General features: G+C 63.9%; 20 protein-coding genes. 12 read left to right on the plus strand and 8 right to left on the minus strand.

Going from position 1 to position 26,686, the window contains the following annotated elements; translation table 11 throughout:
* Window positions 1–64: 64 nt before the first annotated feature.
* Window positions 65–796 (plus strand): phosphatase PAP2 family protein, encoded by a 732-nt coding sequence (locus ASC89_RS05400; protein WP_055995552.1) that lies wholly within the window; start codon window positions 65–67, stop codon window positions 794–796.
* Here ASC89_RS05400 and metC read toward each other — a convergent pair.
* Window positions 786–1,973, minus strand: a complete 1,188-nt coding sequence (metC, locus tag ASC89_RS05405; RefSeq protein ID WP_055995555.1) for a cystathionine beta-lyase — start codon at window positions 1,971–1,973, stop codon at window positions 786–788. The two genes, ASC89_RS05400 and metC, sit on opposite strands and share 11 nt — an antisense overlap.
* A 214-nt stretch (window positions 1,974–2,187) precedes the next feature.
* Here metC and ASC89_RS05410 point away from each other — a divergent pair, with 214 nt between their 5' ends.
* The 5 genes from ASC89_RS05410 (at window position 2,188) to ASC89_RS05430 (ending at window position 7,795) form a co-directional block, all read left to right on the plus strand.
* Window positions 2,188–3,219, plus strand: a complete 1,032-nt coding sequence (locus ASC89_RS05410; RefSeq protein ID WP_055878630.1) for an amino acid ABC transporter substrate-binding protein — start codon at window positions 2,188–2,190, stop codon at window positions 3,217–3,219.
* Window positions 3,220–3,335: 116 nt separating this feature from the next.
* Window positions 3,336–4,523, plus strand: coding sequence for an amino acid ABC transporter permease (locus tag ASC89_RS05415; RefSeq protein WP_055878627.1), 1,188 nt, complete (start codon window positions 3,336–3,338; stop codon window positions 4,521–4,523).
* 9 nt (window positions 4,524–4,532) lie between these two features.
* Window positions 4,533–5,657 carry an amino acid ABC transporter permease gene (locus ASC89_RS05420; RefSeq protein WP_055878624.1) on the plus strand — a complete coding sequence of 375 codons (1,125 nt, stop codon included), beginning with the start codon at window positions 4,533–4,535 and terminating at the stop codon, window positions 5,655–5,657.
* A 3-nt stretch (window positions 5,658–5,660) separates the two neighbouring features.
* Window positions 5,661–6,461, plus strand: a complete 801-nt coding sequence (locus ASC89_RS05425; RefSeq protein ID WP_055878623.1) for an amino acid ABC transporter ATP-binding protein — start codon at window positions 5,661–5,663, stop codon at window positions 6,459–6,461.
* Window positions 6,462–6,739: 278 nt separating this feature from the next.
* Window positions 6,740–7,795, plus strand: coding sequence for an amino acid ABC transporter substrate-binding protein (locus ASC89_RS05430; RefSeq protein WP_082533192.1), 1,056 nt, complete (start codon window positions 6,740–6,742; stop codon window positions 7,793–7,795).
* A 214-nt stretch (window positions 7,796–8,009) separates the two neighbouring features.
* On the opposite strand, the gene ASC89_RS05435 is transcribed toward ASC89_RS05430, so the two are convergent.
* From ASC89_RS05435 to ASC89_RS05445, 3 genes are all read right to left on the minus strand, one after another.
* Window positions 8,010–8,720, minus strand: a complete 711-nt coding sequence (locus tag ASC89_RS05435; protein ID WP_055995561.1) for an alanyl-tRNA editing protein — start codon at window positions 8,718–8,720, stop codon at window positions 8,010–8,012.
* A complete protein-coding gene (locus ASC89_RS05440) occupies window positions 8,717–9,769 on the minus strand; it encodes a cysteine synthase A (protein WP_055995564.1) in 1,053 nt (350 codons plus the stop codon). The genes ASC89_RS05435 and ASC89_RS05440 overlap by 4 nt, the downstream gene beginning before the upstream one ends.
* Before the next feature lie 223 nt (window positions 9,770–9,992).
* Window positions 9,993–11,372, minus strand: coding sequence for a deoxyribodipyrimidine photo-lyase (locus ASC89_RS05445; protein ID WP_055995567.1), 1,380 nt, complete (start codon window positions 11,370–11,372; stop codon window positions 9,993–9,995).
* Window positions 11,373–11,569: 197 nt separating this feature from the next.
* On the opposite strand from ASC89_RS05445, the gene cysD reads away from it, so the two are divergent.
* From cysD to ASC89_RS05460, 3 genes are all read left to right on the plus strand, one after another.
* Complete coding sequence (cysD, locus tag ASC89_RS05450) at window positions 11,570–12,487, plus strand: sulfate adenylyltransferase subunit CysD (RefSeq protein ID WP_055995570.1); 918 nt, start codon at window positions 11,570–11,572, stop codon at window positions 12,485–12,487.
* Window positions 12,487–14,403 carry a sulfate adenylyltransferase subunit CysN gene (gene cysN, locus ASC89_RS05455; protein WP_055995573.1) on the plus strand — a complete coding sequence of 639 codons (1,917 nt, stop codon included), beginning with the start codon at window positions 12,487–12,489 and terminating at the stop codon, window positions 14,401–14,403. The genes cysD and cysN overlap by 1 nt, the downstream gene beginning before the upstream one ends.
* A 308-nt stretch (window positions 14,404–14,711) precedes the next feature.
* Window positions 14,712–16,241 (plus strand): peptidoglycan-binding protein, encoded by a 1,530-nt coding sequence (locus ASC89_RS05460; RefSeq protein ID WP_055995576.1) that lies wholly within the window; start codon window positions 14,712–14,714, stop codon window positions 16,239–16,241.
* A 70-nt stretch (window positions 16,242–16,311) separates the two neighbouring features.
* Here the strand turns inward: ASC89_RS05460 and ASC89_RS05465 are convergent, their stop codons facing one another.
* Window positions 16,312–17,730 (minus strand): MFS transporter, encoded by a 1,419-nt coding sequence (locus tag ASC89_RS05465; RefSeq protein WP_055995579.1) that lies wholly within the window; start codon window positions 17,728–17,730, stop codon window positions 16,312–16,314.
* Window positions 17,731–17,811: 81 nt separating this feature from the next.
* On the opposite strand from ASC89_RS05465, the gene ASC89_RS05470 reads away from it, so the two are divergent.
* Entirely contained in the window at window positions 17,812–18,396 is a 585-nt protein-coding gene (locus ASC89_RS05470; RefSeq protein WP_055995581.1) for a TetR/AcrR family transcriptional regulator, read from the plus strand.
* A 124-nt stretch (window positions 18,397–18,520) separates the two neighbouring features.
* Here the strand turns inward: ASC89_RS05470 and ASC89_RS05475 are convergent, their stop codons facing one another.
* Both ASC89_RS05475 and ASC89_RS05480 read right to left on the minus strand, forming a co-directional pair.
* Window positions 18,521–19,240, minus strand: a complete 720-nt coding sequence (locus ASC89_RS05475) for an invasion associated locus B family protein (RefSeq protein ID WP_055995583.1) — start codon at window positions 19,238–19,240, stop codon at window positions 18,521–18,523.
* Window positions 19,241–19,316: 76 nt separating this feature from the next.
* On the minus strand, window positions 19,317–19,838 hold the full coding sequence (locus ASC89_RS05480) for an invasion associated locus B family protein (protein ID WP_055995586.1): 522 nt from the start codon (window positions 19,836–19,838) through the stop codon (window positions 19,317–19,319).
* Window positions 19,839–20,011: 173 nt separating this feature from the next.
* Between ASC89_RS05480 and ASC89_RS05485 the strand changes: the two genes are divergently transcribed.
* Window positions 20,012–21,049: a hypothetical protein gene (locus ASC89_RS05485; RefSeq protein ID WP_055995589.1), complete on the plus strand. Its 1,038-nt coding sequence runs from the start codon at window positions 20,012–20,014 to the stop codon at window positions 21,047–21,049.
* Between the two features lie 184 nt (window positions 21,050–21,233).
* Window positions 21,234–22,211, plus strand: coding sequence for a hypothetical protein (locus ASC89_RS05490; RefSeq protein WP_156384516.1), 978 nt, complete (start codon window positions 21,234–21,236; stop codon window positions 22,209–22,211).
* A 224-nt stretch (window positions 22,212–22,435) separates the two neighbouring features.
* Here ASC89_RS05490 and ASC89_RS05495 read toward each other — a convergent pair whose 3' ends face one another.
* Complete coding sequence (locus ASC89_RS05495; RefSeq protein ID WP_082533194.1) at window positions 22,436–26,353, minus strand: autotransporter outer membrane beta-barrel domain-containing protein; 3,918 nt, start codon at window positions 26,351–26,353, stop codon at window positions 22,436–22,438.
* Between the last annotated feature and the right edge of the window lie 333 nt (window positions 26,354–26,686).

Genomic DNA, 26,686 nt, shown 5'->3' on the forward strand with positions numbered 1-26,686 from the left:
AAGCAGGGCAAGCCCATTTGAGTTCCGGTTGACGTGAACTGGCGTCTCCGCCGACAAGAGCGCCATGATCGATCTGAGCAAGCCTTGGCCCTTTGGCCTCACCCGTCGCCGCGCGCCCTGGTTCGTCCTCGGCTTTGTCGTGCTGATCGCGGTGCTGCATCTGCTCGATCGGCCGCTTTCGGCCTGGGGGCAGGGGCTACCGGACAACGTACGGGCGGTCTTCTTCTGGATCACCGAATGGGGGAAATCCGACTGGATACTGATTCCCACCTTCATCGCCTGGCTCGTGGCGTGGCTGCTTTCGCTACTGACGCGCGATAACCTCCGCCTTGCGCTGCAGGAACTGGCCGCCCTCGCCGGCTTCATTTTCCTCGGCGTCGGCCTTCCTGGCCTCGTCTCGACGCTGCTCAAACGCGCCATCGGGCGCGGGCGGCCCGAGACCTGGACGGCCGAAACGCCGCTGAGCTTCCAGAGCTTCAATTGGAGCGCCTACGACTACCAGAGCTTCCCCTCGGGTCACTCCACCACTGCCTTCGCCTTTGCCGCGGTCGTGGCATTCCTGTGGCCGCGGGCGTTCTGGCCGGCCATGCTGTTTGCCGCCGCTATTGCCGTGTCGCGCATTGTCGTCGGCGAGCACTACCCCACCGACATCATCGCCGGCGCGCTGCTCGGCCTGCTCGGCGCCTACGCGGTGCGCCAACTGTTCGTATCGCGCGGCTGGTTGTTCGCCGCGACCGCTTCAGGTACGGAGCGCCGGCCGTTCGCCGCGCTCCGTACCCTGTTGGTCAGGCGATAGCCCGGTAGCGCGTCAGCGCTGCCGCCATGTCCGCCTTGAGGTCGTCGAGGCTCTCGAGCCCGACATGCACGCGGAACATCTGCCCCGGGGCGTCCCACGCCACGGCCGTGCGAATGTTCGAGGGATCGAACGGGATGCAGAGGCTCTCGTAGCCGCCCCACGAATAGCCCATGCCGAACAGCTGAAAACCGTTGACCATCGCCGCCAGCGCGTCGCGCGAGCGCTGCTTCAGCCGAAAGGCGAACAGGCTCCCGGCGCCGGTGAAATCGCGCTTGAACAGCGCGTGATCCGGATGGCTCGGCAGGGCAGGGTGGTAGACCTCCTCAACCTCAGGCTGCCCCTCGAGCCACGCAGCAAAGGCCAATGCTGCCTCGTTGTGGTGCTTCATCCGCACCGCCAGCGTCCTGAGGCCGCGCAGTGTCAGGTACGAATCGTCCGGTGATACCGCCACCCCGAGGATGCGGTGGGTGCGCTTCAGCCGTGCCCACAGCTTCTCGTTGGCGGAAACCGTGCCCACCATGGCGTCCGAGTGCCCGACGAACATCTTGGTCGCGGCGTGCATCACCATATCGGCGCCCATTTCGAGCGGCCGGTGGAACAGCGGCGTGCCCCACGAATTGTCGACGATCACCGTGATGCCGCGGGCGTGCGCAGCTGCGGCAATCGCCGGCAGGTCCTGCATTTCGAAAGTCAGCGACCCAGGGCTCTCGACGAAGATCGCCTTGGTCCTCTCGGTGAACAATTCGGCGATACCCGCGCCGATGCGCGGATCATAGTAGCGAGTCGTCACGCCGAACCGGGTCAGCCCCTCGGTGGCGAAGGTCCGTGTCGGCTCGTAGGCCGAGTCGGTCATCAGCAACTCATCGCCCGCCGAAACGGCCGCCAGCAGCGCCGTCGAAACCGCCGACAGGCCCGATGGCGCAACGATGGTGCCGGCCGCCCCTTCGAGCTCGCTGATGAGGTCGCAGAGCGCCCGGGTCGTCGGGTTATCGTTTCGCCCGTAGCGGTAGGGCGCCTTGTAATCTTCCAGTTCGTCCAGCGACTTGAACAGGATCGTCGAGCCACGGAACACCGGCATGTTCACAAAGCCCAGGTGCTCGTCCGAAGCTCGCCCGCCATGCGTGAGGACGGTTGCGAGGGATGCGGGAGTGCCGCTTTTCCCGTTGTTATCAGTCATTTCAAACTCTGCCCAAAACGCAGTCACCAGAGAAATATGGGCAAAAAACAGTCAGGTTTGCTGCCCCATTTCGGCCATAGCGCTTGACGCAACCGTCAATTGCCGCTTCGATGCTTACCAGCATCACATCCGCCCTCCAAGGCGGAGGTGCCGCCGGGCAACAGGCTGGGGCCAAGTTGCCCGACGAACAGGGTCAGGAAACAAGGTAATAACAATGATCAAATCGCTTCTTTCCGTCGCGCTTGCGGCAGGCCTCGGCCTTTCCGCATCCGCCGCCTTCGCGCAGACGACAACCTCGGCAACGCTCGACGCGGTCAAGGCCAAGGGCTATGTCCAATGCGGCGTGACCGGCGGCGTGCCGGGGTTCTCTGCCCCCGACGCGAACAACAACTGGTCTGGTCTCGAAGTCGATTACTGCCGCGCTCTGGCGGCCGCGATCTTCAACAATGCGGACTCCGTCCGTTACACGCCGCTCACCTCGCAGGAGCGCTTCACCGCGCTCAGCGCCGGTGAAATCGACGTGCTGTCGCGTACCACCACCTGGACCATGAGCCGCGATACCCAGCTGGGCATCAAGTTCATCGGCACCATGTTCTATGACGGCCAGGGCTTCATGGTCCGCAAGGCCGACAACATCGCTTCGGCGCTCGATCTCAGCGGCGCCGCCGTCTGCATCGAGTCGGGCACCACCACCGAGCTGAACGCGGCCGACTACTTCGCCGCCAACAACCTCGAGTTCAACACCGTGGTGTTCGTCGACCAGGACGAAGTGGTGAAGGCCTACGAAGATGGCCGCTGCGACGTCTACACCACTGACTCCTCCGCGCTCGCCGCCGAGCGTTCGAAGTTCGCCAACCCGGCTGACCACATCATTCTGCCGGAGATCATCTCCAAGGAGCCGCTCGGCCCCGTGGTGCGCCAGGGCGACGATGGCTGGTTCAACATTGCCCGCTGGACCTACTACGCGCTGCTCGAAGCCGAAGAGCTGGGCGTCAGCTCGGCCAACGTCGACGAGATGCTGGCTTCCGACAACCCGGCGATCAAGCGCCTGCTCGGCGTTGAAGGCGACTTCGGCACCCCGATCGGCCTGACCAAGGACTGGGCCTACCAGATCATCAAGCTGGTCGGTAACTACGGCGAGGTCTACGACAAGCATGTCGGCCCGAACACGCCGATCGGCCTTGCCCGCGGCCTGAACGCCCTGTGGAAAGACGGCGGCATCCAGTACTCGCCGCCGATCCGCTAAACCTTCTGCAGCCCGGCGCTGAGCTCCAGCGCCGGGCTGATCGTTTCCGGCGGGCGGCAGGCGGAACCCGCATGCGCCGGTATTTTTCTTCTCCTGGGCAGGGAGATGCATAGCTCATGGCATCCATCGACACGGCGCAATCACCGCCGCGGGGCTTCTCATTCAACGATCCCGTCGTGCGGGGCGTCATCTACCAGGTCGTCGTCGCGGTACTGGTGGTGGTGTTCCTCGTCTGGATCGTCAACAACACGGCGATCAACCTCAAGGCGCAGAACAAGACCTCGGGCTTCGACTTCCTGTGGAAGACGGCCGGGTTCGACATCAGCTTCACGCTCTTCCCGTTCGATCGCACTTCGCTCTACTGGCAGGCGTTCCTCGTCGGCCTCACCAACACCGTTCTCGTCGCCGTCATCGGCATCTTCTTTGCCACGCTCATCGGCTTCACTATCGGCATCGCACGGCTGAGTTCGAACTACCTGGTGTCCCGGCTGGCGACGGTCTACGTCGAGACCATCCGCAACATCCCGCTGCTGCTGCAGCTGTTCTTCTGGTACTTCGCGGTCCTGAAGACCATGCCGGCGGTGCGCGACTCGCTGGCGCTGCCGCTCGATACCTTCATCAATCAGCGCGGCCTGTTCGTGCCCAAGCCCATCCCCGACGAGCAGTTCGTCTGGGTCTGGGTCGGGCTCGCCGTTGCCCTGGTGCTGTGGCTGGTGCTGCGGCAATGGGCCAAGGCGCGCCTCGAGCGCACCGGCAAACGCTTCCCGGTGTTCCTCGGTGGCCTCGCCCTCACGCTGGTTATCGTCGGCCTCGTCTGGGTGGTGAGCGGCGCTTCCGTCACCTTCGATCCGCCGGTGCTCAACCGCTTCAATTTCAAGGGCGGCCTCGAGCTGCCCCCTGAGCTGGTGGCGCTGGTTTTCGGCCTCTCCATCTACACCGCTGCCTTCATTGCCGAGCTGGTGCGCGGCGGCATCCAGTCGGTCAGCCACGGCCAAACCGAGGCGGCAGAGGCGCTGGGGCTACAGGATGGCGACCGGCTGCGGCTGGTCATCGTCCCGCAGGCGATGCGCGTCATCATCCCACCGCTGACCAGCCAGTACCTGAACCTGACCAAGAACTCGTCGCTCGGCGCCGCCATCGGCTACCCCGAGCTGGTCAACGTGTTCACCGGCACGACGCTCAACCAGACCGGCCGCGCCATCGAGGTGATCGCGCTCACCATGCTGGTCTACCTCATCCTGTCGCTGGGCACCTCGGCGATCATGAACTGGTACAACGCCCGTGTGGCGCTGGTTGAACGCTAGGAGCGGCAGATGACCGATATCGCCTTCGTCCGCTCCGAGATCGAGAAAGCCCAGCCGGCGCCCCGCAGCCAGACTGGCCTCGTCGCCTGGCTGCGCAAGAACCTGTTTGCCAGCGTCTCGGACACTATCCTCACCGTCGTCGCGGTAGTGCTGCTGTTGTGGCTCGTCCCGCAGCTCTATGGCTTCCTGATCGGCCGCGCCGTCCCTCCGGGCGGCACGGTCGAGCAGTGCCGGGTCGAGAATGTCGGTGCCTGCTGGGCCTATATCGCCAGCGAGATCGAGTTCTTCATCTACGGCTTCTACCCGATGGCCGAGTACTGGCGCCCCAACATCGTGTTCGCCATGCTCGCGCTGATCGGCCTGCCGCTGCTCTGGCCGTCGGCCCCGTTCAAGATCGTCAACGCCATCCTGTTCTTCGTGGTGTTCCCGATCGCCTCGGTGGTCATGCTGTCGGGTGGCATGTTCGGCCTGCGCTACGTGCCGACCGAGCAGTGGGGCGGGCTGCTGGTCACGCTGATCATCTCGGTGGTCGGCATCAGCCTGTCGCTGCCGATGGGGATCCTCCTGGCGCTCGGCCGGCAATCCAAGCTCCCGATCATCAAGACCCTCTGCATCGCCTTCATCGAGCTGATCCGCGCCGTGCCGCTGATCACCATCCTGTTCATGGCCTCGATCATGCTGCCGCTGTTCATGCCGCAGGGGACGACCGTGGACAAACTGGTGCGCGCCCTGGTCGGTGTCACGCTGTTCGCCTCGGCCTACATGGCCGAAGTGGTGCGCGGCGGCATGCAGGCCATCGGCCGCGGCCAGTACGAGGCGGCCGCCGCCCTCGGGCTCGGCTATTGGCAGCGCATGGGCTTCATCATCCTGCCGCAGGCATTGAAGCACGTGATCCCCGGCATCGTCGGCAACTTCATCTCGCTGCTGAAGGATACCTCACTGGTCTACATCGTCGGCATGAAGGATCTGCTCGAAGCGGTGAAGACCAAGAACGACGCCATCGAATGGGCATCGCCAACGCAGTCGGTCACCGGCTATATTTTTGCCGCAGCCGTGTTCTGGGTGCTCTGTTTCTCAATCTCCCGATACTCCCGATACTGGGAGCGCCGGCTCAATACCGGCCACAAGAGGTAGCTGATGTCAGACGTATCTCCAGTCGTCGTCGATCGCGATATCGACACCACCAACATGCAGGTTTCCAAGACCGAGGTAGCGGTCGAGATCATCGGCATGAACAAGTGGTTCGGTGATTTCCACGTGCTGCGCGACATCAACCTCAAGGTGATGAAGGGCGAGCGCATCGTCATTGCCGGGCCGTCGGGCTCCGGCAAGTCGACACTGATCCGCTGCATCAACCGCCTCGAGGAGCACCAGAAGGGCCAGGTCATCGTCAACGGCGTCGAGCTGACCTCCGACCTGAAGCGCGTCGATGAAGTGCGGCGCGAAGTCGGCATGGTGTTCCAGCACTTCAACCTGTTCCCGCACCTGACGATCCTGCAGAACCTGACGCTGGCGCCGATCTGGGTGCGCGGCGTGCCCAAGGCGCAGGCCGAGGAAACGGCGATGATGTACCTTGAGCGGGTGCGCATCCCCGAGCAGGCGGCCAAGTACCCCGGTCAGCTCTCGGGCGGCCAGCAGCAGCGCGTCGCCATCGCCCGCTCGCTCTGCATGAACCCCAGGATCATGCTGTTCGACGAGCCGACCTCGGCGCTCGATCCGGAAATGGTCAAGGAAGTGCTCGAGGTGATGATCAGTCTCGCCGAGGAAGGCATGACCATGCTCTGCGTCACCCATGAAATGGGTTTCGCCCGCCAGGTCGCCAACCGCGTCATCTTCATGGATCAGGGCCAGATCATCGAGCAGAACGAACCCGAAGCGTTCTTCTCCAACCCGCAGCACGAACGCACCAAGCTCTTCCTCAGCCAGATCCTGCACTGAGGCTTGGGCAGCGCGGCTGACCGGCCGGCGCGGGAAGAGTACCCCCACCCCTGTTCCCGTCCCCGCAAGGGGGAGGGAGACGCTCTCACCAACGCTAGTGTTTTGGTCTCCTCCCCCCTTGCGGGGGAGGGACAGGGTGGGGGCAGTCTTCCCGCACCGAGCTATCGCACGCCATAGGCGGTCGCCCTGCGTGTACCCGGGCCATGATGCCGCCTTGACCCGGTCACCCCCGATCGGGATATTGCGCGCCGAGGGCGAGTTGGAGCAGCGTTTAGACCATGACGGTTCAGGCCGTTTGGCGTGGCCTCGTCCGCGTCATCCTTGCTATCGCGATACTGACCCCGTCCTGGGCCTCGGCACAGCCCGCGGCGCCCGCTATGGCCGGTCCGACACTGCAGGCGATCCGTGACCGCGGCCATCTGATCTGCGCCACCGCCGACCCGTTGCCCGGCTTTGCTCAGCCCGGCGCCGATGGGCGCTGGACCGGCTTCGATGTCGATTTCTGCCGCGCTATCGCGGTCGCCGTGTTCAACGACGCCAGCAAGATGGAATTCGTCCCGCTCTCGGGCGATAGCCGCTTCGCCCAGTTGCAGACCGGCAGCATCGACCTCATCGCCCGCAACGCCCCCTGGACCATGCGCCGCGATACCGGCTACGGCGCCAGCTACGTCGCGACCTCATTCTATGACGGGCAGGCGATCATGGTACCGCAGTCGCTCGGCGTCGTCTCGGCCTATGAGCTCGACGATGTCCGTGTCTGCATCGTCGATGCGCCCGAGGGGCTTGCCAACCTGCGTGAGTTCTTTTTCGGCACCCAGGCGACCTATACCGAGGTGCTTTACGAGGACCGCGAGGACCTGACCGTTGCTTACCGCGAAGGCCGCTGCAATGCCGTCTCCGCTTCCGCCAGTTTCCTCAACGCCATGCGCCGCAGCCTGCCGGAGCCAGCCACCCACCGCATCCTGCCCGAGCGCATCTCCAAGGATGCCTTCGGCCCGGTGATCCGCTCCGGCGATGACCAGTGGTTCGATATCGTCGAGTGGACCCTGTTCGCGCTCATCGATGCCGAGGAAGCCGGCGTCACTTCGCTCAACATCGGCTCGCTCGCCGCCGCCAAGACCCACCGAATTCGCCGCCTGCTCGGCCTTGAAGGCACCTTCGGCCCCAGCATCGGGCTCGACTCGATGTTCATCGCCAATGTCATCAAGGCTGTCGGCAATTACGGCGAGATCTTCGAGCGAAACTTCGGCCCCGCCACCGGCGCCGCCGTGGTCCGCGGCCAGAACGCCCTGTGGATCAACGGCGGCCTGATCTGGGCCCCGCCGATCGAATAGTTTCTGCTCGAGGAAACGCGGCTGACTGGCCGGTGCGGGAAAGATACCCCCCACCCTGTCCCTCCCCCGCAAGGGGGGAGGAGACCAAAACACTGGCGCCGGTGTGAGCGTCTCCCTCCCCCTTGCGGGGAGGGGACAGGGGTGGGGGTGCACTTCCCGCGCCGAACTGTCCCCACGCATGTGCGATCGCTTACCCTTATGGGAAGGGCACCAGCTACCCGAAAACCACCGACACCCGGCGGTTGATAGCGCCCTTCTTCTCGATCTTGCCGAGCCGCAGCGGGCCGATCTCGCTGGTGTTTTTGACATGCGTACCGCCGCAGGGCTGCAGGTCGACATCACCGATCCGCACCAGCCGTACCCGGCCCTGGCCCATCGGCGGCTTGACGTTCATCGATTTGATCAGCCTGGGATTGGCCTCGAGCTCGGCATCGGTGATCCACTCGGCCGAGACCGGCAGCGCCGCCTCGACCAGGTCGTTGAGCTTCCGCTCGACCTCGGCAGCGTCGGGTACATCCGGCAGGTTGAAATCCACCCGCCCCTTGTCCTCGCCCACCGCGGCACCGGTGATCGGGTAGGGGAGGACGACGGTCACCAGATGCAGCGCCGTATGCATGCGCATCAGCTTGTGCCGGCGCTCCCAGTCGAGATGCGCGATCACCTCATCGCCCACCGCCAGCGGCGGCTGCCCCACGGCCGGCAGGTGCACGATCACCGTCTTGTCGCCATCGGGGTGGATGGTGCCGCCGAGGCTGACGAAGCTGCCATCGGCCCGCTCCAGCCGGCCGGTGTCGCCAGGCTGGCCGCCCGATGTCGCATAAAAGATCGTCCGGTCCAGCACGATCCCGCCCTCGGGCGTGATCGCTGTGACCAGCGTCGGCAGCGAGCGGACATAGCTGTCCTCTCGAAAGATGAATTCAGTCACGCAACAGGCTCCGCCTCAACGACTGACTGCCAGTCTATGGGCGTCCTCTGCTCAAGCCAATGCGGCACCGGCAGGTTCTTCGAGCGCAGGAACTCGGGGTTGAACAGCTTGCTCTGATAGCGATTGCCGTAGTCGGCAAGGATGGTGACGATGGTCTTGCCCGGCCCGAGGTCGCGCGCCAGCCGCACCGCGCCGGCGATGTTGATGCCCGACGAGCCGCCGAGGCAGAGCCCCTCGTGCTCGAGCAGGTCGAACACATAGGGCAGGGCCTCGCTGTCGGGGATCTGGTAGGCGCGATCCACGACGATATCCTTGAGGTTCGCGGTGATGCGCCCCTGGCCGATGCCCTCGGTGATCGAGTTGCCCGAGCTCTTGAGCTCGCCGGTAGTGTAGTAGCTGTAAAGCGCTGCCCCCTCGGGGTCAGCAAGGCCGATCTGGATGTTCGGGTTCTTGGCCTTCAGCGCCATCGAGATGCCGCCGAGCGTGCCGCCCGAGCCGACTGCCGAAACGAAGCCGTCGACCTTGCCGCCGGTCTGCTCCCAGATCTCCGGGCCGGTGGTCTCGATATGCGCCTGCCGGTTCGCGGTATTGTCGAACTGGTTGGCCCAGATCGCGCCGCCCGGCAATTCCTTAGCCAGCTTCTCGGCCAGCCGGCCGCTCAGCTTCACGTAGTTGTTCGGGTTCTTGTAGGGTTTCGCGGGCACCTGGATCAGTTCGGCGCCGAGCAGCGTCAGCGCGTCCTTCTTCTCCTGGCTCTGCGTCTCGGGGATCACGATCACCGATTTGTAGCCCAGCGCATTGGCCACCATGGAAAGCCCGATGCCGGTATTACCGGCGGTACCCTCGACGATCGTCCCACCGGGCCGCAGCAGCCCGCGCTTCTCGGCGTCGCGGATGATGAACAGCGCGGCGCGATCCTTCACCGATTGCCCCGGGTTCAGGAACTCCGCCTTGCCCCAGATCTCCGAGCCCGTCGCGTCGGACACGCGGTTGAGCCGGATCAGGGGCGTGTTGCCGATGGCGGAGATAACGTCGCGGTGGTTGGTCATGGGGCCGGAGGGTGGGCTGTGGAGGTTGGCCTGAACCTAGGCGGCAGCCCCTTCACTGCCAAGGCTTAAGCTGCGGAATGGTATGGGATTTTCCGGCCCGCACGAGAAAAGGGCAGGATTTCGCGCGGTCATCGGGATTGTCGGAATTTCGGACCTTGCCACATCTGAGTTCAGTCTGCCTCTAGACCCTTTGTCCTCCAGACAAAGGCGCGTCACGGCAGGCCTATAGTGCCTTGAACGCCTCCAGCGCTCGCTCGCGCGAACCTTTGAGGTCGACGATCGGTGCGGGGTAGTCGAGCGCCACGGCATCCGGAGCCTCCCAGGGCTGGTGCACCAGCTTGTCCGGCAACCCTGCCACTTCCGGTACCCAGCGCCGCACGTAGTCGCCGGCCGGATCGAACCGTTCGCCCTGTGTCACCGGGTTGAAGATCCGGAACCAGGGCGAGGCATCGAGCCCGCTGCCGGCCACCCATTGCCAGTTGCCGGGGTTGTTCGCCGGATCGGCGTCGACCAGCGTGTCCCAGAACCACTGCTCGCCCTTTCGCCAATCGATCAGCAGGTTCTTGGCGAGGAGCGATGCGGTGAGCATCCGCACCCGGTTGTGCATCACCCCGGTCTCCCACAGCTCGCGCATCCCTGCGTCGATGATCGGGATGCCGGTTCGCCCATGCCGCCAGGCTTCGAGCGCCGCATCGGCATGCCGCCATTTGAGCCCTCTATACTTCTCGACCATCGGCACGGTGGCGATGTCGTCGCGGTGGTAGAGCTGGTTGTAGTTGAAATCGCGCCAGCCCAGCTCCGACAGGAATTTGTCGATTGCCGAAGCTCTGGCCGGCGCATGCTGCGCCATCGCATGCGCCGCGTGCCAGACCTGCCTTGGACTGATCTCGCCGAACGCCAGGTGCGGCGACAGTCCGGATGTCGCCGCCTTCCTGGGGATGTCGCGATCCCCGGGATAGTCGAGCACCAGTTCATCGAGAAACCGATCGAGCCGCTCGCGTGCTGCCGCCTCGCCGATCTGCCAGTGCCCGCCGAGCTTCCGGCCCCATTCTGCCTCGCGATAGTCCCTGTCGACACGCTGCGGCTGGATTGCGTCGCCGTGGCGCGGCCGAGACAGCGGTTTCGCAATGTCCCGCTTCTTCAGCGTGTTCCAGAACGGCGTGTAGACCGAGTATGGCTTGCCGGCGCCGGTTGCCATTTCGAACGGCTCGACCAGCACATTGGCGGCAAAGCTCTCGGTCGTTATGCCCTCGCGCTTCAGCCGCGCCTTAATGCCGGCATCGATTTCGCGCTCCGCCGGTCCATAGCGCCGGTTCCAATACACGGCGTCGACACCACGCGCGGCGATCGCCTTGAACAGTTCTACCTCGGCCTCACCCTCGACGGTCTCGAGCGGCGCGCCAAGCTGCACCAGCTCCTCCGCCAGCCGGTTGAGGCTGTGATGCAGCCACCAACGGCTCGCCGCGCCGCGCCGCCGCAGCCTGCCATCTGTCGCCTCGATGTGGATGGCGTGCGCCTTGCCGTGCTTCAGCGCCGCAACCAAGGCCGGGTTGTCCGCGATCCGCAGGTCGTTTCTGAGCCAGGCCAGCGCCGTTCCAGTCATGGAATAGATTTTCCTTTGCTCGGTATCTCCGACGCAGCCGTTCTTGTCATGACGATCATGCGACAAGCTCCACCTTTACAACGCCTGATACGCGCAAACAGGCGGAATAGTTGACTTTTTTGGTAGTCTAGTGGCGCTTGCCGCCCTCCTGTTGAGCGCGTATTTGACTGCCGTTGCAACATGGTTCCCCAGCGCCAATGAGTTCCGTCGGCCCGCGTGGCCTCAGCCACCTGAAGTCCCTCGAGTCCGAAAGCATCGAAATCTTCCGCGAAGTCGCGGCAAGCTTCGAGCGGCCGGTGATGATGTATTCCATCGGCAAGGACTCGTCGGTGCTGCTGCACCTGGCGCGCAAGGCCTTCTTCCCCAGCCGCATCCCGTTTCCGGTCCTCCACATCGATACCAGGTGGAAGTTCCGCGAGATGATCGAGTTTCGCGACCGCATGGCGCGCCAGTACGATCTCGATCTGATCGTGCACACCAATCCCGATGGGCTGGCAGCCGGCATCAACCCGTTCGATCACGGCTCGGCCGTGCATACCGACATCATGAAGACCCAGGCGCTGCGCCAGGCCCTCAATGCCGGTCAGTATGACGCGGCCATCGGCGGCGCCCGCCGCGACGAGGAGAAGTCGCGCGCCAAGGAGCGCATCTTCTCGCATCGCAACGCCCAGCACGCCTGGGATCCGAAGAACCAGCGGCCCGAGCTGTGGCGTATCTTCAACACGCGGCTGGCGCCCGGTGAGAGCATGCGGGTGTTCCCGATCTCGAACTGGACCGAACTCGATGTGTGGACCTACATCTACGCCGAGGGCATCGAGATCCCCGACCTCTACTTCGCCCGCCGCCGCCCGGTGGTGGAGCGCTCCGGCACCCTGATCATGGTCGATGACGACCGCTTCCGCTTCACCCCCGGTGAAACGGCGCGTGAGGAGATGATCCGCTTCCGTACTCTCGGCTGCTATCCGCTGAGCGGCGGCATCCGCTCCGACGCTGCCGACCTGCCGTCGATCATCATGGAAATGCAGGCCTCCCGCACCTCGGAGCGCGAAGGGCGCCTCATCGACTCCGACAGTGTCGGCTCGATGGAGAAGAAGAAGCAGGAAGGGTACTTCTGATGTCGAGCGTACCCATGACCGCCTCGTCTGCTGAAACCGCCCTCGAACTCTGGCTCGCCGAACAGACCGACAAGAGCCTGCTGCGCTTCCTCACCTGCGGCTCGGTCGACGACGGCAAGTCGACGCTGATTGGTCGGCTGCTCTACGACAGCCAGCTGATCCTCGACGATCAGTTGGCCAGCCTCCGCAAGGAAAGCCGCAACCGCACCACCGGCGATGAAGGCATCGATTTCTCGCTGCTGGTCGATGGGCTCACCGCCGAGCGCGAGCAGGGCATCACCATCGACGTCGCCTACCGGTTCTTTTCGACCGACAAGCGCAAGTTCATCGTCGCCGATACGCCCGGCCACGAGCAGTACACGCGCAACATGGCGACCGGTGCCTCGAACGCCGATCTGGGCATCGTTCTGATCGACGCCCGCAAGGGTGTGCTGACCCAGACCCGCCGCCACAGCTTCATCCTGAGCCTGATCGGCGTGAAGCACGTGGTGCTGGCGGTCAACAAGATCGACCTCGTCGGCTACGATGCCGACGTGTTCAACGCCATCGAGGCCGAGTATCGCGCCTTCGCCAAGGATCTTGGCTTCGAGACCCTCGCCGCCATCCCGCTCTCGGCGCTGAAGGGTGACAACATCCTTGACCCCAGCCCGCAGACGCCCTGGTACAATGGCCCGCAACTGGTGCCGTATCTCGAGAGCATCGAGGTCGCGACCGACCGCGTCGAGCAGCCGTTCCGCTTCCCGGTGCAATGGGTGAACCGCCCGAACCTCGATTTCCGCGGCTTCTCCGGCACTCTGGCCTCGGGCGAGGTGAAGGTCGGCGACGACATCCTGGTCGCCGCCTCCCGCAAGCCGGCGAGGATCAGCCGCATCGTCACCATGGACGGCGACCAGCAGCACGCCATCGCCGGCGAGGCGGTGACCCTGGTGCTCGATCGCGAGGTCGATATCTCGCGCGGCGACGTGCTGGTGCACCCCGGCGAGACGCCTGACTATTCCAACCAGTTCCAGGCCCGCATGGTCTGGATGAGCGACGAGCAGGCCATCCCCGGCCGTTCCTATCTCTTGAAGCTCGGCGCCCAGCAGGTGCCGGCCTCGATCACCGCCCTGAAGTTCAGAACCAACGTCAACACGCTCGAGCAATCGGCTGCAAAGACTCTGGAATTGAACGAAGTCGGCACCGTCACCATCGCCACCGACAAGCCGATCGCCTTCGACAGCTATAGCGATAACCCGCTCTCGGGCAGCTTCATCCTGATCGACCGCATCAGCAACGCCACGCTGGGCGCCGGGGTGATCGAGTACGGCCTGCAGCGCGCCAAGAACCTGAGCTACCAGTCGTTCGACGTGAACCGCCGGGTCCGCGCCGAGATGAAGGGCCAGACGCCGCAGATCGTCTGGTTCACCGGGCTGTCGGGTTCCGGCAAATCGACGGTCGCCAACCTGATCGAGAAGCGGCTCACCTCCGAAGGCCGCCACGCCTATATCCTTGACGGCGACAACGTCCGCCACGGCCTCAACAAGGACCTCGGCTTCACCGACGAGGCCCGCGTCGAGAACATCCGGCGTGTCGCCGAAGTGGCGCGGTTGATGGCTGATGCCGGGCTGATCGTCATCGTCTCGTTCATCTCGCCGTTCCGCAACGAGCGCCGGCTGGCGCGCGAAGTGGCGGGTGATGTGAAGTTCACCGAGGTGTTCGTCAACACCCCGCTCGAGGTGTGCGAAGCCCGCGATCCCAAGGGCCTCTACGCCAAGGCGCGCCGCGGCGAGATCACGAACTTCACCGGCATTTCAAGCCCCTACGAGGCGCCGGAAAAGCCCGACATCGTGCTGCACGGTGCGCTGCAGGATCCGGTGCAGATGGCCGACGACCTCTACGCCCGGGTCTTCGAGTGGGACACCGGCTACTCGATCTAACGCCGCACGCACGGGATCTCCCTCCCCCTCGGGGCGACCTCTTGTCGTCCCCATGGGGAGGGTAGCGAAGCAGGACTTGGCATTGCCAAGTCCGTTGCGCAACTGGGTGGGGGTCTTCACACGCTCCGCGCGTCTTGCCACCCCCACCCTTGATCCCTCCCCACAAGGGGGACGACAAGAGGTCGCCCCGAGGGGGAGCGAGACGACTGAGACACAGCCACCACACTTCCTGTGAACACCTCGCCATCGGCTGGCGCCGCCCTCCGATCGATGCGACAATGCCGGTCAGGTTGATTGGCTAGTATCTCATGCGCAACGCGTTCCGGCTCCTGTTGTGGCTGCTGCTCCTGTGGGCATCGACCGCTGCCGCGCACGCCTCTTTCGATGATTCGAAGCTCTGGTTCGAACGCCTGAGCGACGAGGAACGCTCCGCCACCCAGACCGACCTGATCCTGCTCGGATACTACCAATACCTGGTCGATGGTCAGTTCGGCCGCGGCACCTTCGACGCCATCGCCGCGTTCCAGAAGAACCAGGGCAGGGCCACGACCGGCGTTCTCACCGACTTCGAACGCCGCGCGCTGCGCGATCAAGCCGGAAAGGTCGATAGCAGGCTCGGCATCGAACTGGTCAGCGACACTCCGGCGCATGTCGCCATGATGATCCCACTGCGCCTGCTATCGATCCGCAACCCGACCGATGCCGGCACTTCCTACGTCAGCGAGGATGGCGAGTTTTCGCTCGAAACCATGCATGTTTCGCTCGCCGACCAGTCGTTCGAGGCGCTGTTCGACGTGATGACCAGCCCCGATCCGGAGCGCACCGTCACCTATCGCAGCTTCGGGGCAGGGCGGTTCGTCGTCTCCGGGCAGATCGGCGACTATTCGTTTTACACCATGTTCGTCAGCGCCGCCGGCGAAGCAGTCGGCTACTCGCTCGCCTGGGGCAAGGACTACGCTCACGAGGGCGCGGTCACCTCCGTCTACATCGCCTCGCACTTCACCCCGCTCGGCAACCTGCCGCCGCCCGATGAGCTGAAGAAGGCAGAGGGCACCGGCGGTGCGCCACCCCGCGGCGCCTTCGTCCTGCCCGAGGATCAGCCGGACCTGATCCTCCTCAACGCCGATATCACCGACCAGACGTCGTCCGAGTTCGACCGCGCCCTCGCCGCCCGCCCCAACGTTCGCATCGTGGCGCTCAACAGCCCCGGCGGCTCGGTCGATTCAGCGCTGAAGATGGCCGACGAAATCCACAAGCGCGGGCTGACCACATTCGTGCCGCGCGACATGGGCTGCTACTCGGCCTGTGCCTATATCTTCTTTGCCGGCATCGACCGGCAGGCCGAGGGTGAACTCGGCGTGCACCAGATCTCGGCCGAGGTTGCCGACCTGGTGCTGGCGCAGACGACGCTCGGCGATGTGCTCGATGCGCTCGAGGAATTCGGCGTCCACCAGCAGGTCATCTCGCACATGCTGCGCACGCCACCCGACGACATGTACGTGTTCAGCACGGCCGAACTGACCGAGTTCGGTATCCTGAGCGGCGATCCGCTGAGCATCACGGTGGCCCTTGAACAGCCACAGGAGGCGCCGGGCAGCAGTGGCGCGGCGATCGTGCACCTGTCGAGCCAGTCGGACGCAGCCGAGGCCGAGCGGTCGCGCGCCTATGTCGAGGGCCGCTGGAGCACGCTGTTCGGCGAAGCCAAACCCGAGGTCGAGACCGCCGGCAACGTCTACCGCGTCCAGGTACCGACCCCTTCGCTCGAACGCGCCAACGCCATCTGCGCCGCCATCAAGGCCGACGGCGGCGGTTGCTACGTGACGGCAGCGGGAAGCTGATCACCGACGGTGAGGGCTTGAACAACCCCCTCGGCCGCAGGGCCGAGGGGCAACTGTAGCGACTGACAGCCTAGTGAACGAAACGCGGGGCGTCGGCGGCGGGCTTGCCGCCGGGCACCACGATGATCGCCAGCACGGCCGTCGCGCCGGCGACAATGGCCGAGAGCGTCAGCGCGTCGATAAAGCCGTTGGCAATCGACGGCGCGGCAAGGCTTGCGGCCGCGATCGCCGCGAGGATGGCCGCGCCCATTGCTCCCCCCAGCTCGTGGAACGTGTTGACGAGACCGGAGACGACGCCGGTTTCATGTGGCCCGGCATGCGCCATCGCTGTCGTTGTCGCGCTGACGAATACGGTGCCTAGTCCGAGTGCAGTCGTCGCCACCGAGGCGATCAACAGCATGGGCGAGCCAAGCGCGGTCGTCGCGAATTCCAGCGACGCGGCGGCGATGACGAGCCCGGCAACAGCGACGACCCGGGCGCCGAGGTGGCCAACAGCATGACCGGCAAGGTGGGCGCCGACGATGGTTGCCACGGCGACAGGCAGGAAGCCGAGGCCGGTATCAAGGGCGGTCCAGCCGAAGCGGCTTTGCAACGCGAAGGAAAGCAGGAAGAAGGCGCCGACGAGGAGGCCGGTCGCCACCAGCATCAGCAGTGCTCCGGCCTGGATCGGCCGGCGGGTCAATAGCCGGAGATCGACCAGGGGCTTGGCTGCGAAGCTCTCGACCGCTGCAAAGACCCCGAGGATGACGATCGCTGCGCCGATAAACAGCATCCCATTGCCGAGCGAGCCGATTTGGGTGATGCCGATGACCAGGCTGGCGGTGCCGAGCGTCGCCAGGATCGCGCCGATCACGTCGAACTTGCCGTCACCAAGCCCGCGGCCGGCCGGCACGACCAGCGGTACCGCCATGGCAACGAGGATGCCGATTGGCACGTTGACGAAAAAGATCCAGCGCCAGCCCGGACCGGCGGTGAGCAGGCCGCCGAGCAGCACGCCAACCGCAGCGCCGGAGCCGCCGATGGCGCCCCAGATCGCCAGGGCGCGATGGCGCGAGTGGCCGGTGAACAGGCGGGTCACAGTCGAGAGTGCGGAGGGGGACAGGAAAGCGGCGCCGACACCCTGCGCCGCGCGGGCGGCGAGCAGCATGGTCGCGTCGGTGGCGAAGCCCGCGGCGAACGAGGCAACGGTGAAAACGATCAGGCCAGCCATAAAGACACGTCGCGAGCCGAGGAGGTCCGCGGATCGACCGCCCAACAGCATCAGGCCGGCGAACGGGATGGCATAAGCGGCGATGGTCCAGGCGGCGGAAGTTGGAGGAAGGCCGATGTCGCGGCTGAGATCGGGCAGTGCGACATTGATGACGGTGACATCGAGAATCAGCATGAACTGGGCGAGGCAGAGCAAAGCCAGGGCAAACCAGCGACCTGACGCGGGGGCGTCTTCCGGTGCGCTGGGATGGTGGGCTTCGGCGGCTAGGTGATGGTTCATGGACGTTCCTAACATGAACATGTATGTTTGAGTTAACGATGGAACGTATACATCAGTGTTTGATTTAGTAAAGGGCTGACGATGTCGACTACCGACGGTGAACGTGCGAGGCGCTCTGACGCGCTGCGCAACCGAGACGCGATCATGGATGCGACGTTGGCCTGTCTCGCGCTCAACCCGTCCGCCAGCATGGCCGAGATCGCTCAGGCGGCCGGAGTCGGCCGGGTGACGCTCTACGGACATTTTTCCTCGCGGGAGGAACTGATCGACGCGGTGTTCGAGCGCACCATGGCCAAGGCCGAGGCAGAGTTGTCGGCGGTCGATCTCAGCGGCGACGCGCGGCGGGCGATGGAGCGGCTCGTCCGCAGCTCGTGGCGGATCGTGGCGGAATCACACGCGTTGCTGGGAGCAGCGGAGGTGGCGCTGTCATCCGAGCGCATCCGCAGCCATCATCATCAGCCGATGGCGCGCGTCGCCGCGTTGATCGCCAGGGGCCAGGCAGAGGGAAGTTTTCGCGTCGATCAGCCGATCGAGTGGCTGACCGCTTGCTTCCACACGATCCTGCACGCCGGGGCGGCCGAGGTTCGGGCCGGTCGCCTGACCGAGGCCACCGCGGCCGAAATCATTCCCGACACCGTGACGGCGCTGCTCAGTCCACCGTGCTGACGGTCGAACTGACCGGAGTGCGGGCCGAGCTTTGGCTCAGGCCTTGCCGGATGCGTTTCCTCAACCACCACTGGCCGCCATCAAGGCCGGCGGCTGAGCCCAGGCGCAGGTGCTACTGGGCCGACTACCTGGTCGCGCCAAGCCGCGCCAACGCTTCAGTGAAGCCATTGGAACTCAACACAAACCTCACCGGCTTGCCGGTTGTGGTGGGGACGACGATGGCGGAGATCTTCGCCGCAGTATCGAGCTTGCTCAGGTAATCCGGCGCAAGGATCGCTTGAACGACGCACTTGCCGGCGCCGCATTGGGCGAATGGCACGGTGCGAAGCTTGCCGTCTCCGATATCGAGGGTCAGGCCGCGATCGGCTGCGACATCGGCGGGCGTGCGCCAGGCGGCGTGGACGACACCCTCGGCATCACGCCACACCGTCCACGCGAACACTATCCCTTTGGACTCTTTGGCGGAAAGCTGCTGCTCCATGTAGCAGGCAGTCCCGGCATCGGCCGGACAGATCACGAACCAGTCCTTGATCTGCTCGACCTTTGGGCTCGCGGCAACGGGGGCGGTGTCCTGTGCAGTCGTCGGGATAGCTGAGGGCGTCGGGTCAGTCGCTGCGGCCGGAGTGGCGTCTACAGCCGCAACAGTTGGAAGCGATTGCCTCCACAGGAGGTAGCCGACGGCGGCCCCGACGACGAGCACCAAGGCAAAGGTGATCGAGAGGAGCCATGCAAGCCAAGGGCGTTTTCGACGTGGCGGGTGATTGTCGATCACATGGCGGCGCGGAAGTTCCTCGCTGTCCGGATCGTCGTCGAACTGTGGCTCGACTTTCGGTACCCGTGGCATTGGCGACCGGTCCCTCGCGTTCAAGTCCCGTGTCGTCCGGCGCTGTGGTGTTCGCGCTCGACGGCCCTGTGCCCCATCACTTCAGCTTCTGATAGACCGCTGTGAACCCGACCAGTGACATCTCCAGGGTCACCGACTGCTTGCTCATGCTCTGGAACACGATGTTGAGCTTCTGCCCGTTTTGCATCGCGGCGAGCGTCTCGGGTGAAACTGCGCCGCTGCCATAGCAGCCGCTACGGTCGCAGGTTTGCAGTTCCAGCTGCTGCGCCGCTGCTCCGTCGATGTTGAAGCCGATCCCCGCCCCCAGATAGATACCCAGCGGCACTGAAACCTGCAGGCTGGGCGCGGCTCCGTCGGGCGGAAAGCTCAACGAAGCGGTGCCCACCACCTGGCGGTTGCTGCCCACGAAGGCGCGCACGATCATCGTGCACTCGGCGCCCGACGCGCGGGCATCGGAAACGCAGCGACCGCTCCACTGCGCGGTCGGCGCCGGTGCCGTATCGGCCTCGCCACCGAGAACCGGCTCCTGCGCCGAGGCCGGAGCCGCAGCAAAACTCATTGCCACGGCCACGATATACAGAAAACTGCGCAGTCCCATCTGCGTTCCCTCGTTTCCACGCCCCTGACATGCAGGATGTACAGAATGACGATGAAAGCGCAAGTCCGGTATTACCATAATGCCGTCTAAGTCTTTGAGATATACTGTAATCAGCGACTTTTCTAGCCGCGAATTTTGCCGTATCGTGCGCCGACAACTGGCAGCGCGCGAACATGGCACGATCGAAGAACAAGCCGGCGGCAGAACCTGCTGCAGCGTCGGTCGTCGAGACGGCGAGGTCTTTGCAGCCGGCGCTGCAGCGTCATCTGGTGATCGTGCACCAGCCGGGTTGGCAGGCTCTGAGTGACTGGTACGAGATTGCGCAGATGGTGCGCCGCATCGATCCGACAACCGGCGTCGTCATCGTCCGTGCCGATCGTCCCGACCCCCGGCTGCAGAAACAGGCTACGACGCTACCGAGCCTCGTATTCTCGGCTGGGCCGCTCGGCAGGTTTATGCCAGAACGGGGCAAAGTCTATCACGGCCGCCCGATCCATAAGTTCGAGCAGTTGTTTCGCCTCGATCGAGCAGGAGTGCGGGTGCCGCCGACCGCCATCCTGCAGGCCGACACCAGGCTCGACCCCGACCTGTGGGGTGAGTTCGTCGTGGTGAAGCCGACTGACATTGGCAGCTCATCGCATGGCGCGTGCATTCAGCTGATGCGCACTCGGCGCGTTCGCTACATTCCACCCCAAGATTACCCTGAGGATCACCCCGGCCGCAGGGGGCCGATGCTCGTGCAGAAATACATCGATACGGGCCCGCGCATCGCGCTCTACCGGATTCTCACACTGTTCGGCGAGCCGCTCTACATCCAGTACATAGAGAGCAAGCTCGACCGGATCGGCTTGGACAGCACCGACGCGCGGATCGAGGCGGAAGTTATCGCCAATCAGGGACTGTCGCAGGAAGACAAGCGGAAGAGCTTTGTGTTTCGGGCCGAGATTGCGGCATTGGCGCGCGCCGCCTATCGAGCCATTCCCGAAGTGCCGCTGCAGGGCTGCGATATCGTCTGCGATGCGCGAACCGGTTTACCTTACATCCTCGAGTTGAACCCTGGCGGGAATACGTGGCACTTTTCCTCGTCGTTTCAGGCTGACGTCAGAGAATTCGAGGGGCCGGAAATGCAGCACCAGCGACGCTGGCACCTCGACGCTTTCGGCACGGCCGCGCACGTGCTGGCGGAGGTCACGCGCCGTGAAGCGATCTGAGCATTTCAGGAGCGTGTGACGCGTTGGATTCCTTCATTCTCGCACCGACCGGCAAGTGAGATACGCTGTAGTCGACGAGGACATCCGCCGCGAAATCGTTCTGTCGAATGGGGATAACTCGTAGGGGCGCAAGGTGGCACGAGCGAAAAGTAAGCCGGCAGCGGAGTCAGCGCTAGAACCGGTCGTGCCGACGAGAACTTTCCAGCCGGCATTACAACGTCATCTGGTCATCGTGCATCAGCCGGGCTGGCAGGCTCTGAGTGATTGGTACGAGATAGCGCAAATGGTGCGTCGCATCGATCCGGCGACCGGGGTGTTCATCATCCGCGCGGATCGTCCCGAGCCCGAGCTGCAGAAGCGGGCCGCGACATTGCCCAGCCTGGTGTTCTCGGCCGGCCCGCTTCGCGCCTTTGTCCCGGAACGCGGCAAAGTCTATCACGGCCGTCTGATCCACAAGTTCGAGCAACTGATGCGCCTCGCGGCCGGTGGGGTACGTGTGCCGATGAGTACCCTGCTGCAACCGGACACCAAGCTCGACCCCGCGAAGTGGGGGGAGTTCGTGGTACTGAAACCCACCGACATCTCGACCTCGTCGCATGGCAAGGGCATTCAGCTGATGCGAACCACGCGGGTGCGCTACATCAAACCGGAAGACTATCCCGAGGATCATCCGGGACGCCGTGGTCCAATGGTGGTGCAGCAGTTCATCAATTCAGGCCCGCGCATGCCCCACTATCGGGTGCTGACGCTGTTTGGTGAGCCGCTCTATTGCCAGATGTCGGAGGCTGCCGAGAACCGGGTCGACCTGTCAAGCGCGGACGAAACAATCGAGGCCGCGCCCATTGCGATGAATGTGCTGCTGGGCAAGACCAAGACCTTCCTTTATCGCGCGGACGTTGTGGCGCTGGCGCGAGCCGCCTATCGGGCGGTCCCCGAGGCGCCGTTGCAAGGCTGCGACATTATCCGCGATGCCGCCACCGACAGGCTCTATGTGCTGGAGCTCAATCCTGGCGGTAATACCTGGCATTTCTCTTCGGATTTTCAGGCGCCGTTGCGTGCCATCGACGGTGCTGAACACGAAGCGCGCCGGCGCTCGCACCTGGATGCCTTCGGCACGGCAGCACATGTCCTGGCAGAAGTGACACGACGGGAGGCGATTTAGCGCGCCTCACTGTCAAATCGGATCGCCGAGCCGACCAGCCAGCGACTGTGGAAAGAAATGGGCCCGCAGGTTCGTCGTGGGGCTGTCCTCGAGATGCGCGGGTCCAGCGAGGAGGTCCGCTCCCGTTCTCCTCTGCAGCCCAACAAGCAGCGCCGAATGCGCCTCCCTAAAGGAGAAGGGGCCGGTCTTGCGACCGGCCCCTTCGATTGGCTCTGGAGGTAGCCTTAGAAGCCCTTGCGCAGGCCTGCCTTGGCGTCGACCGAGGTGAAGTCCTCGTTGAACTTCACACCCGCTGAGCCGAAGGCTGAGAAGCTCCGGTCGGCGCTGTACACAGTGGCAGTGCCACTGAGTTCCCCGAAGACACCGCTGATGCCGTCGCTGAAGGTGGTGCTGTTGATGCCGTCACTGATGGTGATCTGGTTCGCGTCCTCGAACTCGTTCCAGATCTTGCCCATCACCGAGATTTCGGTGGTGGTGTCGCCCGGGGTGCCGAGTGTCACGCCGGCACGGGCACCGATGCCGCCCTGCAGGCTTGTCCCGTTGCTGAACTCGACCGAGGCGCCGCCGGCGTCGAAACCGTCAAGCTGGGTCGAGACGAAGGCCACAGACGCGATCGGCTCGAAGAAGGCGCTGTCACCGAGCTCCATGCGATAGCCCGTGTTGGCGAGGATACCCACGCTGGTCGAGGCCCCCGAGACTTCGAAGCCCGGGCTGATCGGCGCGGTGTAGGTGACGTTGAGCAGGTCGGCCTTGACCTCGGCGTCGGCATAGAAGCCGCCGCTGGTGAAGGCAGCATAGGCACCAATCACGCCACCGCTATAGTCCGCGGCCGCTCCGTAGCTGTCGAAATCGAGGTTCGAGCCGACATAGCCGCCGAACACGCCAGCCCGCAGGCCATCCTCCCCACCGCCCATCGGCTGGAAGTCGGCGCCCCCGAGGATGGAGAAGGTGTTCTGCACGAAGCTGGTGTCGATAGTGACCGGAGCGCCGGGCGGGATGTCCTGGGTGACCTCGGTGTTCTGGTCGGTCCAATTGCCCGTGACCTTGGCCCAGACCGCGGCACCCGGAGCAGCATCCGGAGCAACCGGCAGTTCGCCCACCGGCAGATCGGCACCGGCGCCGCCACTGCCCGAAAGCGGGAAGTGATTGCCGTAGATATGATCGGCAACCACGCCGGCTGTATCGTGCCAGATATTCTGAGCGGCTGTGATCAGCGTCGGCAACTGCGCCGCCTGAGGCGCCCAAGCGCTTTCGAGCACAAAGTCCGGGTCGATGGCAGTTTCAGAGGGCGCGTCGGTGAGCGCCATGAGGCCTTCTTCCTCGTAGAGATACCAGGCATAGAAGCCGTCCTGGATGGCTCCGACGCCATTGACGTTGATGTAACCCTCGGATGCGGCGTCGATGTACATCGTGTCGCCTTCGGCGCAAGCTCGATCGACGCACATCATGTCCGGGTTGTTGTTGTCCCACGAGGCATAGGCAACATAGATCCTGTCGCCCAGAAGATCGGTGCCCGTCGAGCCAACCTTGTTGATGATCAGGCCAGTCGAGCCCTCGATCGTGTCATAGATATTGAGATAGTCACCACGCCACGTCGACGGATCCATCTCATCGATGGCGGTGGTCTGCGGGCCGAAGTTCACGTCGAGGCCCACAAAGCTGGTGAGGCTGCCATCCTCGGCGCCGCGGAAGTTATGGTCGATCCAGGTATAGTCGCCCGTACCGTCATCGATCATGCTGAGCAGGCCGGCCTCGGCGTGGAAGCCATCGTCGTAATAACCGCCGTTGGTGAAGTTGTTTACCCCACCAAAGTTGGCCGTCTCGTAGGTGTCCCAGCCGAACGCCGTCTGGATCAGGCCAGCGTTCTGAATCTCATCGTTGGAGCTGCCGTGCATCTCGGTGCCCCACTCGCCGTTATCCGTGACCAGCCAGGTACCGAAATTCTTGATGCTGTTGCCATCGACGTCCGGCCAGTCGCCGGTGTGTCCGTCCATGTTCACACGACCGATCATCACCCCGTAGTTTTCGGTGTAGGTCCGGCCGCCACGCGTCCACATCAGCATGTCGGAGGCGGCATCGGCGTAGAGGTCGAGATTGCCGATGTCGCCCGCCTGTCCGCCGCTCCAGACAAAGTCTGTAACATCGGCGTAATCAGTTTCGAGCTGCTCGATGTCAGCCGCATCAAGAGGATCAGCTGGAACAATCTTGGCGTCTGGCGCTGTCCAGCCGCGCTCGAAATACGGAATGTTGCCGCTGGTCATCAGGCCAAGGTTGACAATGTCACCTCCCGCGCCTTCGTCATTGGAGGTTTCAAGCCGGATCACCGGCTGCTGCCAGTCGCCGTCGCCGACGATGATGCCGCCAACGCCGTTGCCGATCCAGGCGCGCTCGGACTCGATATTGATTGCCCTGTCGGCGCCCCAGATCAGACCGCCATCGGTGCCCCAGTTCGGATTGAAGTCTTCGCTTTCAGGGTCCGTGTTTCCGCCGAAGTCGCCATTGGCGACGCCCGCCCATCCACCGTAGATCCCGGACGAGTCGACATCCCTGATCTTGATGGCATCGCCATAGAAGCCCTGGATCCGTCCGCCGCCGTTGCCGACGAAGGCGTCACCCCTCCAGGTGTCGTCGATCTGGACGCCATCCTCGATACCGAAGATCGTACCGCCCCAGTTATCGACATTGACGTTGCCGTCGGCGTTCCTGACATACACGCCGTCATCCCCGCCCCACGTCAGGCCGTCGCTGTTGTTGACGTTGACCGCTTGATACCAGCTATTGCTGCCTTCTTCCCGATAGACGCCTTCAACGCCGTAGATGTGAACGCCGTCCTCGTTGACGCCGACAATCAAACCGCCGCCGATCTCACGACCGAACTCATCGGTGAAGCTGCCGTTGTTGATGTTCACGGTCTTGTCGACATTGTAGACCCTGACGCCATTTTGCTGGCCCCAGATGCCCATCTCCGCAGCGACACCGCCAAACAGGTAGCCATTGTCCAGCAGGCCGTCTTCGCTGTTCCAAACCTGAGGGTCGAGGACGCTCAAGTCGAACATATCGCCGAGCGTGCCGGCATTGTTGATGTTCAACTCCCCGCCGATATCGGAAACGTAAATACCGTCCTCGTTAACGCCGGTGATCAAGCCGCCGCGCTGGTAGACATCGTCGAGCGGATCCCCGTCAGTTCCCATCCAGTCGTAGAACGCGTCATTGTTAATCTGGACGTTGCCGTTGTCGCCCTCGGTGACACCAAACACATCCGAAACATAGATACCATTGCCGTAGCCGGCGATGACACCAGCGCTGTTGTTGTTGATTTGCACAGCGTTGTGGTCAGTGTCGTTGTCGACGTTGACGATGCGGACGCCGTCCCTGGTCAAGCCGGCGATCAGGCCGTTGCCGTTGCTGATCTCAGTCCAGGTAATGTCGTCATGAACGTAGACGCCGTCGATGGCGCCGATCGACGACAGATAGCTGTGGTTCTGCAGTTCGAAGATCAGCGCGCCGTCTTCGTTGCCCCCGGTGGCTTCGATCGCCGCCCCGTCGAAGCCCTGAACGTGACCATTGTTTTCGATGCGAACGTGGCTCAGATTCGAGCCGGTGTTGCCGACGAAGATGCCAGTGGTGCCGCCAGTAACGCTCGCCGCACTGAATTCTGAGTCTTCCCAGTTCTCGATCCGGAACGTCACCGGGTCGCCGGGCTCGCCCGGGTTCAGGATGGTAACGCCGACGCCGTCTTCGTTGTTGATGGAAGAATTGGGATAGAGGCGGACACCATCGTTGTCGGTCGAGTAGCCGTCCGCTTGGATGGTGAGGGCGGCACCGGGGTCGTTTACGCTCAGAACGAAGGGATTGAAATTCGGGTTCGGCCCGAGGTCCGCCTGGAAGTCACCGTTTGGCGCCAGCGTCACCGCGTTGGTTTCCGGACCGGCGCAGGTGTAATAAGTGCTCGGGTTGGCGTTGCAGGCCGCGGCGAATGCCGGAGTAATGCCGAACAGCGCCCCGCCCATCGCGCCTGCCATCAATGCAGTACTGCCCAGAAGCCATGAGCGCTTGGTCCGCGGTGCGTGAATTACCTTGAATTCGCGCCGCCCCGCCCCGCGAGCACCCTTCGTTGTCTTGCGCTTTGCCATAAACGACATGCAGTCCCCCGTCCCTCTGGTGCCGACGACGCCAAACGTCTTTTGGGCGCCTGTGGCCGATTACCACGCGATAGCGAAATGCTTAGGTGGACTCCACGATTACAGCAAGGAGAGTCTAACAACTCGTTCAAGGACTCCGTCTGGAGTCTTCGCGGTGTTGCAGGTGAGCCACAACTGCAGAGACTCCAAGACGATGGATAGCGTTATCATGTAGAGAGATGTAGTTCATCTGCATCACGTCGGCTGTTCGCATGAGATTGACTCCAAGCGAATCAAGATCGTCTGTTTGACGACTCGATCGTCACGAAATTGATACGGTGGCGCCTCGCCATC

The sequence above is a fragment of the Devosia sp. Root413D1 genome (genome assembly GCF_001425235.1).
Classification (GTDB): Bacteria; Pseudomonadota; Alphaproteobacteria; order Rhizobiales; family Devosiaceae; genus Devosia_A.

What these genes read in the sequence shown, in the direction of transcription:
- metC (WP_055995555.1), bottom strand. Translation starts at nt 1,973, where the DNA reads ATGACTGATAACAACGGGAAAAGCGGCACTCCCGCATCCCTCGCAACC.
- cysN (WP_055995573.1), top strand. Translation starts at nt 12,487, where the DNA reads ATGTCGAGCGTACCCATGACCGCCTCGTCTGCTGAAACCGCCCTCGAA.
- ASC89_RS05420 (WP_055878624.1), top strand. Translation starts at nt 4,533, where the DNA reads ATGACCGATATCGCCTTCGTCCGCTCCGAGATCGAGAAAGCCCAGCCG.
- ASC89_RS05430 (WP_082533192.1), top strand. Translation starts at nt 6,740, where the DNA reads ATGACGGTTCAGGCCGTTTGGCGTGGCCTCGTCCGCGTCATCCTTGCT.
- ASC89_RS05425 (WP_055878623.1), top strand. Translation starts at nt 5,661, where the DNA reads ATGTCAGACGTATCTCCAGTCGTCGTCGATCGCGATATCGACACCACC.
- ASC89_RS05480 (WP_055995586.1), bottom strand. Translation starts at nt 19,838, where the DNA reads ATGGGACTGCGCAGTTTTCTGTATATCGTGGCCGTGGCAATGAGTTTT.
- ASC89_RS05400 (WP_055995552.1), top strand. Translation starts at nt 65, where the DNA reads ATGATCGATCTGAGCAAGCCTTGGCCCTTTGGCCTCACCCGTCGCCGC.
- cysD (WP_055995570.1), top strand. Translation starts at nt 11,570, where the DNA reads ATGAGTTCCGTCGGCCCGCGTGGCCTCAGCCACCTGAAGTCCCTCGAG.
- ASC89_RS05460 (WP_055995576.1), top strand. Translation starts at nt 14,712, where the DNA reads ATGCGCAACGCGTTCCGGCTCCTGTTGTGGCTGCTGCTCCTGTGGGCA.
- ASC89_RS05410 (WP_055878630.1), top strand. Translation starts at nt 2,188, where the DNA reads ATGATCAAATCGCTTCTTTCCGTCGCGCTTGCGGCAGGCCTCGGCCTT.
- ASC89_RS05485 (WP_055995589.1), top strand. Translation starts at nt 20,012, where the DNA reads ATGGCACGATCGAAGAACAAGCCGGCGGCAGAACCTGCTGCAGCGTCG.
- ASC89_RS05415 (WP_055878627.1), top strand. Translation starts at nt 3,336, where the DNA reads ATGGCATCCATCGACACGGCGCAATCACCGCCGCGGGGCTTCTCATTC.
- ASC89_RS05495 (WP_082533194.1), bottom strand. Translation starts at nt 26,353, where the DNA reads ATGTCGTTTATGGCAAAGCGCAAGACAACGAAGGGTGCTCGCGGGGCG.
- ASC89_RS05445 (WP_055995567.1), bottom strand. Translation starts at nt 11,372, where the DNA reads ATGACTGGAACGGCGCTGGCCTGGCTCAGAAACGACCTGCGGATCGCG.
- ASC89_RS05475 (WP_055995583.1), bottom strand. Translation starts at nt 19,240, where the DNA reads ATGCCACGGGTACCGAAAGTCGAGCCACAGTTCGACGACGATCCGGAC.
- ASC89_RS05440 (WP_055995564.1), bottom strand. Translation starts at nt 9,769, where the DNA reads ATGACCAACCACCGCGACGTTATCTCCGCCATCGGCAACACGCCCCTG.
- ASC89_RS05470 (WP_055995581.1), top strand. Translation starts at nt 17,812, where the DNA reads ATGTCGACTACCGACGGTGAACGTGCGAGGCGCTCTGACGCGCTGCGC.
- ASC89_RS05465 (WP_055995579.1), bottom strand. Translation starts at nt 17,730, where the DNA reads ATGAACCATCACCTAGCCGCCGAAGCCCACCATCCCAGCGCACCGGAA.